The sequence below is a fragment of the Thioalkalivibrio sp. ALgr1 genome, from assembly GCF_000378285.1.
Classification (GTDB): Bacteria; Pseudomonadota; Gammaproteobacteria; order Ectothiorhodospirales; family Ectothiorhodospiraceae; genus Thioalkalivibrio.
Map to the genome: position 1 here is coordinate 174502 of NZ_KB905136.1, position 11942 is coordinate 186443.

9 protein-coding genes and 2 riboswitches are annotated in these 11942 nt (G+C 66.1%); of the genes, 2 read left to right on the forward strand and 7 right to left on the reverse strand.

The genetic code is table 11. The features are described 5' to 3' along the window. Positions 1-20 precede the first annotated feature (20 nt). From F466_RS0111780 to F466_RS0111810, 7 genes are all read right to left on the reverse strand, one after another. Positions 21-2396: a PAS domain S-box protein gene (locus F466_RS0111780; RefSeq protein WP_018648978.1), complete on the reverse strand. Its 2376-nt coding sequence runs from the start codon at positions 2394-2396 to the stop codon at positions 21-23. Between the two features lie 216 nt (positions 2397-2612). Further along, a complete protein-coding gene (gene gcvPB, locus F466_RS0111785) occupies positions 2613-4124 on the reverse strand; it encodes an aminomethyl-transferring glycine dehydrogenase subunit GcvPB (protein ID WP_018137938.1) in 1512 nt (503 codons plus the stop codon). 71 nt (positions 4125-4195) lie between these two features. Continuing rightward, positions 4196-4723 (reverse strand): thiol peroxidase, encoded by a 528-nt coding sequence (gene tpx, locus F466_RS0111790; RefSeq protein ID WP_018137939.1) that lies wholly within the window; start codon positions 4721-4723, stop codon positions 4196-4198. A gap of 50 nt (positions 4724-4773) precedes the next feature. Further along, positions 4774-6132, reverse strand: a complete 1359-nt coding sequence (gene gcvPA / locus F466_RS0111795; RefSeq protein ID WP_018174796.1) for an aminomethyl-transferring glycine dehydrogenase subunit GcvPA — start codon at positions 6130-6132, stop codon at positions 4774-4776. 118 nt (positions 6133-6250) lie between these two features. Further along, complete coding sequence (gene gcvH, locus F466_RS0111800) at positions 6251-6643, reverse strand: glycine cleavage system protein GcvH (protein ID WP_012983086.1); 393 nt, start codon at positions 6641-6643, stop codon at positions 6251-6253. A 74-nt stretch (positions 6644-6717) separates the two neighbouring features. Beyond that, positions 6718-7815, reverse strand: a complete 1098-nt coding sequence (gene gcvT, locus F466_RS0111805) for a glycine cleavage system aminomethyltransferase GcvT (RefSeq protein ID WP_018174795.1) — start codon at positions 7813-7815, stop codon at positions 6718-6720. Positions 7816-7925: 110 nt separating this feature from the next. Continuing rightward, a riboswitch (glycine riboswitch) is annotated at positions 7926-8035 on the reverse strand. A 1-nt stretch (position 8036) separates the two neighbouring features. Next, positions 8037-8138: riboswitch (glycine riboswitch) on the reverse strand. 184 nt (positions 8139-8322) lie between these two features. Beyond that, positions 8323-9252 (reverse strand): ZIP family metal transporter, encoded by a 930-nt coding sequence (locus F466_RS0111810; RefSeq protein WP_018994202.1) that lies wholly within the window; start codon positions 9250-9252, stop codon positions 8323-8325. A 167-nt stretch (positions 9253-9419) separates the two neighbouring features. On the opposite strand from F466_RS0111810, the gene F466_RS0111815 reads away from it, so the two are divergent. Beyond that, positions 9420-10811, forward strand: coding sequence for a sodium:alanine symporter family protein (locus tag F466_RS0111815; RefSeq protein WP_018994203.1), 1392 nt, complete (start codon positions 9420-9422; stop codon positions 10809-10811). Then, positions 10801-11703, forward strand: a complete 903-nt coding sequence (gene nadC, locus F466_RS0111820) for a carboxylating nicotinate-nucleotide diphosphorylase (RefSeq protein ID WP_018994204.1) — start codon at positions 10801-10803, stop codon at positions 11701-11703. The genes F466_RS0111815 and nadC overlap by 11 nt, the downstream gene beginning before the upstream one ends. Positions 11704-11942 lie beyond the last annotated feature (239 nt).

An 11942-nucleotide genomic window follows, 5' to 3' on the forward strand; every position in this document is an offset into this window, starting at 1 on the left:
CCCGGGGTCCAATGAAGTAGTCAATCATCCAGCCGCACGACCCGATTGCGCCCGCCCTTCTTGGCCACGTACATGGCCTCGTCCGCTCGCTTCACCCAGTCCCTGATCGACTCACCGGGGCGGCACTCCGCAACCCCCAGACTAATCGTCACAAGGCCCACACAGGGGAATGCCGTAGCAGTGACCTGCTCGCGCAGCTGTTCGGCCACATGCTGGCCACGCTCCGCGTCCGTTCCGGGCAGCAGGACCACAAACTCCTCGCCACCCCAGCGTCCCAGTACATCCGCCTCGCGCAGACGACCCTTCAGGGCATGCACCAGGAAGCGCAGGACCTCGTCGCCCACCTCGTGGCCGAACGTATCGTTGATACGCTTGAAGTGGTCGATATCCAGCAGCAGTAGCGAGCAGGGATGCGCGTAACGCTGCGCACGGCGCGCCTCCTGATCCAGGAGCGTCTCGAAGTAGCCACGGTTGGCGGCATCGGTCAGCGGGTCGTAGAAAGCCTGGTGCTCCAGGGCGGCCTCGAGTTCTTTCTGCCGCGTGATGTCGTGGAACATCGCGATGTAGTACTCGATCTCGCCCTGATCGTCGTGGATCGCGGTAACGACCTCGTGCAGGGGGAAGATCTCGCCATTCTTGCGGCGATTCCAGATCTCGCCCTGCCAGTGGCCCGTCTCACGCACCGTGCGGAACATCTCCTGGTAGAAGTCGCGATCCTGGCGCCCGGAATTCAGGATGCGCGGATTTGCCCCCACGGCCTCCTCTTCGGTATATCCTGTGAGCTGCGTGAACGTTGCGTTCACACGCTGGATGGTGCCCTCAACGTCCGTGATGAAGATGGCCTGGCTGGACTCGAAGGTCGCGGCCAGCAGACGCTGCTCCTGTTCGAGGTGATACTGCTCGGTAATATCCTGCACCGTGCCGACCATGCGCGCGGGCGTGCCGCAGGGGCTGAGCTCCACGGAGGCTAGCTCGCGCACCACGCGCTCTGTACCGTCCGGCCGCAGGATGCGGTGGGTCACATCGAACTGCTCCAGACCAGCCAGGGCTCGGTCTACCGCCGCCTGTACGCGTTCACGGTCCCCCGGGTGGACCGCCTGCATGAACGCCCCATGCGTGCCCTCCCAGCGGGATCGTTCCATCCCGAAGATGCGATAGACCTCATCCGACCAGCGAATCTCGTGCTTCTGGAAATCACTGATCCAGTTGCCGACATGCGCGATGCTTTGTGCCAGGGCCAGTTCCTGCTCACTTCGGTGCAGAGCATGCTCGGCGCGCACCCGCTGCGTGATGTCCAGGATCACGCCGTGCCAGAGCACACTCCCGTCGTCCAGAGCCTCCGGACTCGCGTGGCCCTCCAGCCAGGTCTCGCCGCGTTCGGGACTCATCACGCGATAGCGCTGCAACCAGGGTTCCAGCGATCGCATCGACGCTTCGATGCTCGCGCGGATGCGTTCCACGTCCTCCGGGTGGATCACGCGGAACACCGCCGCGGCATCGCGCATCGCCTCCTCGGGTGCAATCCCGAATATATCGGTCATCCCCTCGCTAGCGTATGGGTAGCAGCCACGCCCGTCGGGGTGCTGGCGGTACTGGTAAATCACGCCGGGCAGGTTGCGGGCGATCTTTTCCAGGTGGCGCTCGGTCTCGACGCGCGCGCCGATATCCTGAAAAGCACCCACCAGTTCGGTCACCGCACCGGTTGCATCACGAATGGCGGTGATCTGGTCCTCCAGCCACTGCCAGTGGCCGTTGGGCATCCGCTGGCGGTAGTTCAGGCGGCAGAACCCTTGGGCCCCGTCGGACAGCCAGCGCCGCACCTGGCTGACGCAGCGGCCATAGTCCTCCGGGGCGATGTGGGTTGTCAGCCAGTCCGGGTTCGAGCTGATCTGCTCCGGGGCCCAACCGGTCACCGAGACCGAGTTGCGGCTGAGCCAGGTCATGGTGCCGAGGTTGTGCGGATCCATGGTGTAGATCACCGCGGGGCTGGCATGCAGCAGGCTGTCCATACGCTGCTCGGCCTGCTTGCGCGTATCGATATCGGCAACAGCCGCCAGTAGCGCCTCCGGGCTATCAATCGTCGCGGGGATACGGCTGATACTGATCTCGACCCAGCGGGCAAGGCCTGTGGCGTCCACCAGGCGAACCTCGACCTGGCAGTTGGGGCAGCCACCGTCAAGCAGACCACGGCGCCGCGCCTCGCAGGGCTCGACATCCTCGGGGAGCAGGCGCTCGCGCAACCATCCCCCGACCAGATCCCCAGGGTCGCAGGCCAGCATCTCCCCCAGACGCGGGTTCGCGCGCAGGATGCGCCCCTCCGTGTCCATCTCGGCCAGCCCAACCGGGGCATGCTCGAACAGCGCGGCGTAGCCGTGGGCCGCACAAATCTCCGTCATTCCTAGTCCTTGCCCGTCTCGAAAAGGCCTGCCTGGCCTTTCCTCCCCCTGGCGGGAGTATCCACGGACCCGTTAATGAATCCTTATAGTCGGTCTAAACCCTACCACAGGGGTCGGAATTTTTCGTATACCCCCGCAAGAATCGAGAAGTACAGCACGCAAAAAAAAGCCCCCGGGAAACCGGGGGCCCTGACAGCACAACCGAACGTGACCGGATTAACCGCTGGTTCCCGTACGCGGGGCCGGCTCGCCTTCATCCGTACTCGGCTCCTGGTACACCACGTCCAGCGCCTTGGCCGCGGCCACCTCGTTGAAGCGGCGGTTGGGCAGGTTGTGCGGCGACGCCTTGATGGTGTCGATGTCGCGGCCGGCCTCTTCCAGAATCGCAACCATCGCCTCGACGAAGCCGTCCAGCGTCTCCTTCGACTCGGTCTCGGTCGGCTCGACCAGCAGGCACTCCGGCACCAGCAACGGGAAGTAGGTGGTCGGCGCGTGGTAGCCGTGGTCCAGCAGGCGCTTGGCGACGTCGCCGGCCGTCAGACCCAGTTCCTTCGCCTGCTTCTTCAGCGTGACGATGAACTCGTGCGTCGCACGGCGCTCGGGATAGGCCAGGTCGAAGCCGGCGCTTTCCAGTTCGCGCGCCAGGTAGTTGGCGTTCAGCGTGGCGAACTCGGACACGCGCTGCATGCCCTCGCGGCCCAGCATGCGCATGTAGACATAGGCGCGCAGCAGCACGCCGGCGTTGCCGGCAAACGCGGACAGCCGGCCGATGGTCTCGGGGTAGTCCGTCTCTGTGGCGAAACGGTAACCGCCCTCGCCGTCCTCGACCACGTGCGGCACCGGCATGTACGGCAGCAGGCGCTCGCCAACGCCCACAGCACCGGAACCCGGGCCACCCCCGCCGTGCGGCGTGGAGAAAGTCTTGTGCAGGTTCATGTGGATCACGTCGAAGCCCATGTCGCCCGGACGCACCTTGCCTAGGATCGCGTTCAGGTTGGCGCCGTCGTAGTACAGCAGGCCGCCGGCGTCGTGCACGATCTTCGCGATCTCGGAGATGCGGCGCTCGAACACGCCCACGGTAGACGGGTTGGTCAGCATGATCCCGGCGGTCTGCGGGCCCACGGCCTCTTTCAGTGCCTCCAGGTCGACGTCTCCCATGGCGTCCGTCGGGATCTCGCGCACCTCGTAGCCGCACATGATCGCCGTGGCCGGATTGGTGCCGTGTGCGGCATCCGGAACGATGATCTCGCGGCGGTCGCTGTCGCCGCGCGCATCGTGATAGGCGCGGATCATCGCCACGCCGGTGAACTCGCCCTGCGCGCCGGCCATCGGGGCCAGCGAAACGGCCTTCATGCCGGTCACGTCCTTCAGCATCTCCTGCAGCTCGAACATGGTGTGCAGGAAGCCCTGGCTGTGGCTGGCCGGGGCATGCGGGTGCCGGTTCAGGAAGCCGGGCAGCATGGCCAGGCTGTTACAGGCGCGCGGGTTGTACTTCATCGTGCACGAGCCCAGCGGGTAGAACTCGGTGTCGATGGAGAAGTTCTTTTGCGACAACCGCGTGTAGTGACGCACCACATCCAGCTCCGAGGCCGCAGGCAGGCCGGGGGCCGATTTGCGCTGCAGGTTCGCGGGGATGGCAGTCGTGGCATGCGCACGAGGCGCCTGCGCCACGGCCGAGCGACCGGCACGCGAACGTTCGAAGATCAGATGGTTTTCCGTGGTGTTCATAGCGGTTTCTCGCTTCAGGAATTCGTTGGAGGCGGCCGGGCCAGGAGGCCCGGCCGCCAATGGCCCGTGTTTTATTGCGTCGGGCTCAAATCGGCCCGGTCATCCAGGCCCTTGAAGATGGCGTCGTAGTCCGGCTCGTCGCCGATCTCGGAAACGAGCTCCGCGTGCATCACCAGATTGTCGGTGTCCAGCAGCACGACGCCGCGGGCGGTGATGCCCTCCAGCGGGCCGTCCTGGATCAGCACGCCGTAGTCCTTGGCGAAGTTGCGATCGCGCATCATCGACAGCACGGTCACACGCTCGAGGTTCTCGGCGGCGCAGAAGCGGCCCATTGCGAACGGCAGGTCGGCGGAGACCACCAGGATCTCCAGATCCGGGCGCTGCTTGACCATGTCCTCGAACTTCTTGGTGGACTCGGCACAGACCGGGGTGTCCAGACTGGGCACGATCGAGATCAGCTTGCGCTTGTCGCCAAAGTGGGCGAGCGAGACGTCCTCGAGGTCCTTGGTCGTCAGCTTGAAATCCGGGGCCGGCGAGCCGACGTGCGGCAGATCGCCGTTGGTATGGATCGGATTACCCTTCAGTTTGACTTCGGCCATGGCGTGCCTCCTCAGGCTTGTGGTGTATGGCGCGTCGGGTGCGGCCTGCGTCAGGCGGCCTTCGCCTGCTCGCAGGTCGTCACATACTGCTCGAGATCGGCATCCGTCTTGGTCTCGGTCGCGCAGGCCAGCACGCAGCCGTCGAGCTGGGCGTAGTCGCGGCCCAGCTGGTATCCGGCCAGCACGCCGGCGTCGGCCATCGCCTGCACGCGGTCCGCCGCGTCCCCGCCGAAGTCCAGCGCGACCTCGTGGAAGTACTCGCCGGTAAAGCGCGGCTTGATGCCCTTGGCCGCGAGCTTCTCCACCAGCGCGTGGGTGTTGGCGTAGCAGGCCTCGGCCACGCGGGTCAGGCCCTCGTCACCCAGCATGGACATGTGGATGGTCGCGGCGGTGACCACCAGGCCCTGGTTGGTGCAGATGTTCGAGGTCGCCTTGGAGCGGCGGATGTGCTGCTCGCGGGCCTGCAGTGTCAGCACGTAGCCCGGCTTGCCGTCGGCATCCTCGGCGCGGCCGACGATACGCCCCGGCATCTGCCGGATGTGCTTCTTGCGCGTAGTCATGAAGCCGAAGTACGGCCCGCCGGAGGACAGCGGGGCACCCAGCGGCTGGCCCTCGCCCACCACGATGTCCACACCATTCTCGCCCCACTCGCCCGGCGGCTTCAGCAGCGCCAGCGAGACCGGGTTGACCACGGCGATCACCGGGACCTCGCGCTGCTCGGCCCAGCCGGTGAGCGCGTCGACATCTTCCAGGATGCCGAAGAAGTTCGGCTGGCTGATGATCATCGCGGTCACGTCGTCGTCCGCGAACGGCGCCAGCGCCTCGACCGGCGTCTGGCCAGAGGTCTCGTCGAACGGGATCTCGACCAGCTCGATGCCCTGGTTACCGATCAGGGTGTGGATCACGCGGCGATAATCCGGATGCAGCGCGCCTGGCACGAGGATCTTCTTGCTCTTCGAGCGGCGGTTCACGCGCACGGCCATCAGCACGGCCTCGGCCAGCGCGGAGGCGCCGTCGTACAGCGAGGCGTTGGAGGCCTCCATACCGGTCAGGCGGCTGATCATCGTCTGGTATTCGTAGATCAGCTGCAGCGTACCCTGGCTGGCCTCCGCCTGGTACGGCGTGTAGGCACTGTAGAACTCGCCACGCGTGGCGATCTGCCACACGGCCGCCGGGATATGGTGCTCGTAGGCCCCGGCGCCGATGAAATTGGACGCCATGCCGTCCCGCGCCGCACGCTCCTGCATCAGACGCGAGATCGCCATCTCGTTCAGTCCCTCGGGGACCTTTTCGAGCGCCGGTGCGCGCAGTTCTTTCGGGATCTCGTCGAACAGATCCTCGATGGAATCGGCGCCGATGCGGTCGAGCATCGAGCGGATGTCTTCTTCGGTATGCGGGATAAAGGGCATGTCGTACTCGCTTTCGCTACTGCGAAGTTCGGATCGGGCCCCGGGCCGGATGCCCGGGGCGCCTTATCGCTCCAGCCAGGCCGGCTCCGTCAGGAACCGACCCATCGGGAACGTCGGATCAGGACTCGGCCTCGACGTGCGCGGCGTAGGCGTCGGCGTCCATCAGGGCGTCGAGCTGGCTCGCGTCGGAGGGCTTCATCTTGAACAGCCAGCCCTCGTCGAACGGCGACTCGTTGACCTTCTCGGGGCTGTCGGCCAGCTCTTCGTTGGCCTCGGTCACCTCGCCGGACAGCGGGGCGTACACGTCCGAGGCGGCCTTGACCGACTCGACCGTCGCGCAGGCGGAACCGGCCTCGACCGAGCTGCCCGCCTCCGGGGCCTCCACGAACACCAGATCGCCCAGCAGTTCCTGCGCGTGATCGGTAATGCCGATGGTCACGCTGCCGTCAGCCTCCTGGCGCACCCACTCGTGGCTCTTGGTGTACTTCAGATCCTTCGGTGCTTCGCTCATGACGTCTTCCTTTTTCGTTTGGATCCCGCCTGCGCAGTGTAGTCTGTGGCAAGCGGCATGAGGCAATAAAATCGCTAGCGATTCAGTTCGATCTGTGGCTCGCCGTTACGCACGAATACGGGCTTGACCACCCGCACCGGCAGCATGCGCCCGCGGATGTCGGCCTGCAGTTCCTCGGCGTCCACCGCGGCCGGGATGCGCGCAAACGCAACCGACACGCCCAGGCTCGGCGAGAAGCTGCCGGAGGTCACCACGCCGTCGCCGGCCGCGGTCTCGATACGGGTGCCGCCGCGCAGCACGCCGCGACCCTCGAGCACCAGCCCGACCATGCGCTCCGGCACACCCTCGGCCTTCCACTGTTCGATGGCCTTGCGGCCGATGAAGTCGCGCTCGGCGTCCTTCAGGGCGATGGTCCAGCCGAGATTCGCGGTCAGCGGATTGGTCTGGTCGTCCATATCCGTGCCGTAGAGGTTCATGCCGGCCTCCAGGCGCAGCGTGTCGCGCGCACCCAGGCCGATCGGGTTCACACCGGCGTCCTTCAGCTGTTCCCAGAAGCCGTCGGCCTCCGCCTGCGGCAGCATCACCTCGAAGCCGTCCTCGCCGGTGTAGCCGGTGCGGGCAACGAACCAGGAGCCGTTCCAGACGGCGGAGAACGGCTTGAGATCGCCGGCCGAGCGCAGGTCTTCCGGCAGCAGCGGCAGCGTCTTCTCCACCGCCTGCGGGCCCTGGATCGCGATCAGCGCGAACTCCGGGCGCGGCTCGACGTTCGCGTCGAAGCCCTTTACCACCTGCTGCATGTGGGCGATATCGCCCTCGGCGGTCGCGGCATTGACTACGGCGCGGTAGCTGTCGCCCCCGGTCCAGTAGATGATCAGGTCGTCGATCACGCCGCCGGACTCGTTCAGCATGCAGCTGTACAGGGCGCGGCCCTCGGTCTTCAGCTTGGCGACGTCGTTGGCCAGCAGGTAGCGCAGAAAGGCCTGCGCCTGCGGGCCGTGGATATCGACGACCTGCATGTGCGAGACATCGAACATACCGGCCCCGGCGCGCACCATCTTGTGCTCCTCCATCTGGGAGCCGTAGTGCAGCGGCATCTCCCAGCCGGCGAAATCGACCAGCTTGGCCCCGGCGCGCTGGTGCGCGGCGTGAAGCGGCGTTTTCTTCAGACTCATCGTTTGTCGCCTTGCATCCGTATTCATGAGACGGACCGTCTGCCGGCCCGATGCGTCCCCTACGTATACGCGGGGCATAAAAAAAGGGCGGCCAGCAGGGTCTACCTGCCAGCCGCCCCTCTGTCCTGAAACCTGAGAGTTTGCGCCGTGCCAGCGATTACTCGCTGCAGGGCCGCCCCCTTCGGTGGGCCGTCGCCGGCCGCTCTCCAGAGTGTGTCTTCTGCACCGTTCCGGTCCGGTAGCCTGAGCGATTCCGGGCGGATGTTGCGCCTTCGGCGTCTGCCAATCGACTTGCGATCGCAGATCTCTTCCAGAACGGTGTGCGGGCATTGTCGGGCACCCGCAGACGAAACTAATTGTACACCCAAATACCTCCTTCGCGAAAGCCCGGACGGCTGGCGGCGACTTTTCGGCGGCGGGCTTGCAGCCCCACTTCACCCCAAGCCGAACCTCAGGGGCGCTGCCACTACACGCCGCGCAAGAACAGTACCGGAGCCCGCGCCAGCGCTACAGCGCCAGGTCGATCGCCAGGAGCGCGACGAAGCCGACCAGCACGCCGACGGTCGCCTGGGCCTCGTGCCCCTTGCGGTGCGATTCGGGGATGATTTCGTGGCTGATCACGAACAGCATCGCCCCCGCGGCGAAGGCCAGGCCCCAGGGCAGCAAGAATTCCATCAGCGTGATCGCGCCGGCCCCGATCAACCCGCCGATCGGCTGCACCAGGCCGGTCAGCAGGGTTACGCCGAATGCCGCCCACTTGCTGTAGCCCAGCGAGAGGAGCGCAATCGCCACCACCAGCCCTTCCGGGATGTTCTGCAGACCGATCGCGATCGCCAGGGTGATGCCATCGCTGACATCGTCGCCGCCGAAGCCGACCCCGACGGCCAGACCCTCCGGCAGGTTGTGCAGGGCGATCGCAAAGATGAACAGCCACACCCGCCGGATCTTCGCGGGATCGGCCCCGCTTTGGGGGCCGATGTGAAAGTGCTCGTGCGGGACCAGCTTGTGCAGCGCCAGCAACGCCCCGCCGCCGAGGGCCATACCCACCGACAGCACCAGGATCGCCATGCCGACCCCGCCGTACTGAACCTCGGCGTGCTCCACCGATGGCAGCACCAGTTCGAAGGCTGTGGCCGAGAGCATGACCCCGGCCCCGAAGCCCATCATCGCGTCCTCGACCGACTGGCTGATACGCCGCAGGAAAAAGATCGGAATCGCGCCCACGGCGGTCATCAGACCGGCAACAAAGCTCGCCAGCAGACCGATCTGCAGGGTGCTCATGTCCGCGATACGCCCTTCCAGGGTCGGCCAGATCACGCTGACCAGCCAGATGAACGCCGCCAGTACGATCAGTGATCCGACCAGAAAAACCCGCGGAACGGGCTTGGCCGAATCCTCGGTGTTCTGGTCAATCTGCTCCTGTCGATCCTGCGTCATAGTCATTCCCTGAGACCCATTCCCTTTGCTGTTGAGAAGGCGGGATTTCAACCCGGTTCCCGCCTGTTTTCTATTGCGGTGTTCGAGATTGCCTATCGTCAACGCGGAAAAGGCGCGGTACATTCGCCCGGAGCGCCCCCTGCATGCCCGGCAAAAGGAGCTTCGCAATGCTCGAGACCCTCGACCAGTTCCTCGGTGGTACCGCTAGCCTCCTGTGGGGCAACCCGATCACGCTGATCCTGCTGCTGGGTACGGGACTCTACCTGACCATCCGCCTGGGACTGGTGCAGGTCGTCGCCTTCCGCCAGGGCTGGCGCGCGCTGCGTGGCACCGATGGGCGTGCCGGGGGCGCTGGCCAAATCTCGCCATTCCAGGCCCTGTCCACGGCCCTGTCCGGCACCATCGGGACCGGGAATATCGCCGGCGTCGCCACGGCCATTGCCCTCGGCGGCCCCGGGGCCCTCTTCTGGATGTGGGTAACCGCCTTCTTCGGCATGGCCACCAAGTTTGCCGAGACAACCCTCGCCGTGCGCTACCGCGAAGTGGGACCGGACGGCACCATCGCCGGTGGCCCGATGTTCACCCTGCTGCACGGCCTGAACATGAAGAAGATGGCGATCCTGTTCGCCGCCTTCACCCTGATCGCCTCGTTCGGCATCGGCAACATGGTGCAGGCGAACTCTGTAGTCGATGGCCTGACCTTCATGGTCCCGAACCTGCGCGCCGATGACGACATCATGGGCTGGATGGCGCTGATCATCGGCCTGACCATGGCCGTGCTCGTCGCCCTGGTAATCATTGGCGGGGTCAAGCGCATTGCGATGATCGCCTCCGCCATCGTGCCGTTCATGGCCGTGGTGTACATGATCGGCGCGTTCATCGTGATCGTCGCCAATATCGAGGCCGTGCCGGCCGCGGTGGCCACCATCCTGAACCTGGCGCTGAACCCCTGGGCGGCCGGCGGCGGCGCGATCGGTCTGGCCATCCAGTACGGCGTCGCACGCGGCATGTTCTCGAACGAAGCGGGCCTGGGCTCCTCGGCCATGGCTCACGCCGCGGCCAAGAACGGCGATCCGCCGCGCGAAGGCTCGGTGGCCATGCTCGAGCCGTTCATCGATACCATCGTCGTCTGTACCCTGACCGGCCTGGCGATCGTGGTCACCGGCGCCTACATCGACCGCGCCGACGACGTGGTCGGCGCCTCGCTGACCGCCACCGCGTTCAGCACCACGCTCGGTCCGTTCGGCGCGATGGTGGTCGGCTTCAGCCTGATGCTGTTCGCCTTCTCCACGATGATCGCCTGGTCCTACTATGGCGACCGCTCGGCCTACTTCCTGTTCGGCGATCGTGCGGTGATGCCCTATCGCATCGCGTTCGTGATCCTGATCGTCATCGGAGCCACCATCCCGCTGGGCATGGTCTGGAACTTCTCCGACATCGCCAACATCCTGATGGCCGCCCCCAACCTGATCGCGCTGATCCTGCTGGCCGGGCTGGTGAAGAAGCTGCGCGACGATTATGTTTCCGGTCGCCCGATGCCCGATCGCCATGACGGCTGAGCACCAGCACGCCCCGCATGACCCGTTCGCCCAGGGCCCGGCACGGCCAGACGGGGCCATGCTGGTGCGCGAGGTCGAGATGGCGCTGGCCGAGGACCTGGGGCCCAATGCCCTGGCCGGCGACATCACCGCGGCACTGGTACCGGAGGATCGCGTCGCCCGCGCCACTCTGCTGCTGAAAGAACCCGGCGTGCTGTGTGGTCAGGCGTGGTTCGATCGCGTTTTTGCGAGCCTCGCACCCGAGATCCGTATCGACTGGCAGGTAGCCGAGGGCGCCGCGCTGGAACCCGAGGGCGCACAGCCCGTTGCCACGCTCGAGGGCCCGGCCCGCGCCGTACTGGCCGCCGAGCGTGCCGCGCTCAACCTGCTGCAAACATTGTCCGGAACCGCCACCGAGACCGCCCGTTGGGTCGCCCGCCTGGGCGACGCCCACAGCCGCATCCTCGATACTCGCAAGACACTGCCGGGCCTGCGTCACGGGCAGAAATACGCCGTGCGCATCGGCGGCGGCTATAACCACCGCCTCGGGCTATGGGATGCCGTGTTGATCAAGGAGAACCACATCGCCGCCTGCGGCTCGATCGCGGCCGCCGTGGAGCGCGCCCGCGCGCTCGGGGCCGGGCGCTGGGTGGAAGTGGAAACCGAGAACCTGGACGAGGTCAATCAGGCCTTGGCCGCGGGCGCCGACGTGATCATGCTGGACGAACTCTCGCGGGACGACCTCGCCACCGCCGTTCAGCGCATCCGGGGGCGGGCCATCTCCGAGGCCTCGGGCGGGGTCACGCCGGACAGCCTCGCCGAGATCGCGGCCACCGGCGTCGACTACATCTCGGTCGGCGCCTTGACCAAGCATGTCCGCGCCATCGACTTCTCCCTACGCCTCGACTCGTAACCGCTTCACGCCAAGCCACGCTGCGAGGCTTTATCAAGCGGTCTGCGTTCGTTCCGGCTGGGCCTGGTTCGACCTCTGGAGTTTACGGTGGCTTCGTCCGGCCGCCTGCCTGCGCTGACTCGGCAGCGCGCCCCGAGGTACTTTCTTGCTTGCCCAAGAAAGTACCCAAAGAAGGGCACCCGGATTCCGCCCGGGGACCTTGCTCCAGGGCCCTCGGGCCGGCGGCGCTGAAACTCGCT

Bases quoted from the DNA above. Each gene is read 5' to 3' on its own strand.
- gcvH (WP_012983086.1), bottom strand. From the start codon at position 6,643: ATGAGCGAAGCACCGAAGGATCTGAAGTACACCAAGAGCCACGAGTGG.
- F466_RS0111810 (WP_018994202.1), bottom strand. From the start codon at position 9,252: ATGACGCAGGATCGACAGGAGCAGATTGACCAGAACACCGAGGATTCG.
- gcvPA (WP_018174796.1), bottom strand. From the start codon at position 6,132: ATGCCCTTTATCCCGCATACCGAAGAAGACATCCGCTCGATGCTCGAC.
- gcvPB (WP_018137938.1), bottom strand. From the start codon at position 4,124: ATGAACACCACGGAAAACCATCTGATCTTCGAACGTTCGCGTGCCGGT.
- F466_RS0111780 (WP_018648978.1), bottom strand. From the start codon at position 2,396: ATGACGGAGATTTGTGCGGCCCACGGCTACGCCGCGCTGTTCGAGCAT.
- gcvT (WP_018174795.1), bottom strand. From the start codon at position 7,815: ATGAGTCTGAAGAAAACGCCGCTTCACGCCGCGCACCAGCGCGCCGGG.
- tpx (WP_018137939.1), bottom strand. From the start codon at position 4,723: ATGGCCGAAGTCAAACTGAAGGGTAATCCGATCCATACCAACGGCGAT.
- nadC (WP_018994204.1), top strand. From the start codon at position 10,801: ATGACGGCTGAGCACCAGCACGCCCCGCATGACCCGTTCGCCCAGGGC.
- F466_RS0111815 (WP_018994203.1), top strand. From the start codon at position 9,420: ATGCTCGAGACCCTCGACCAGTTCCTCGGTGGTACCGCTAGCCTCCTG.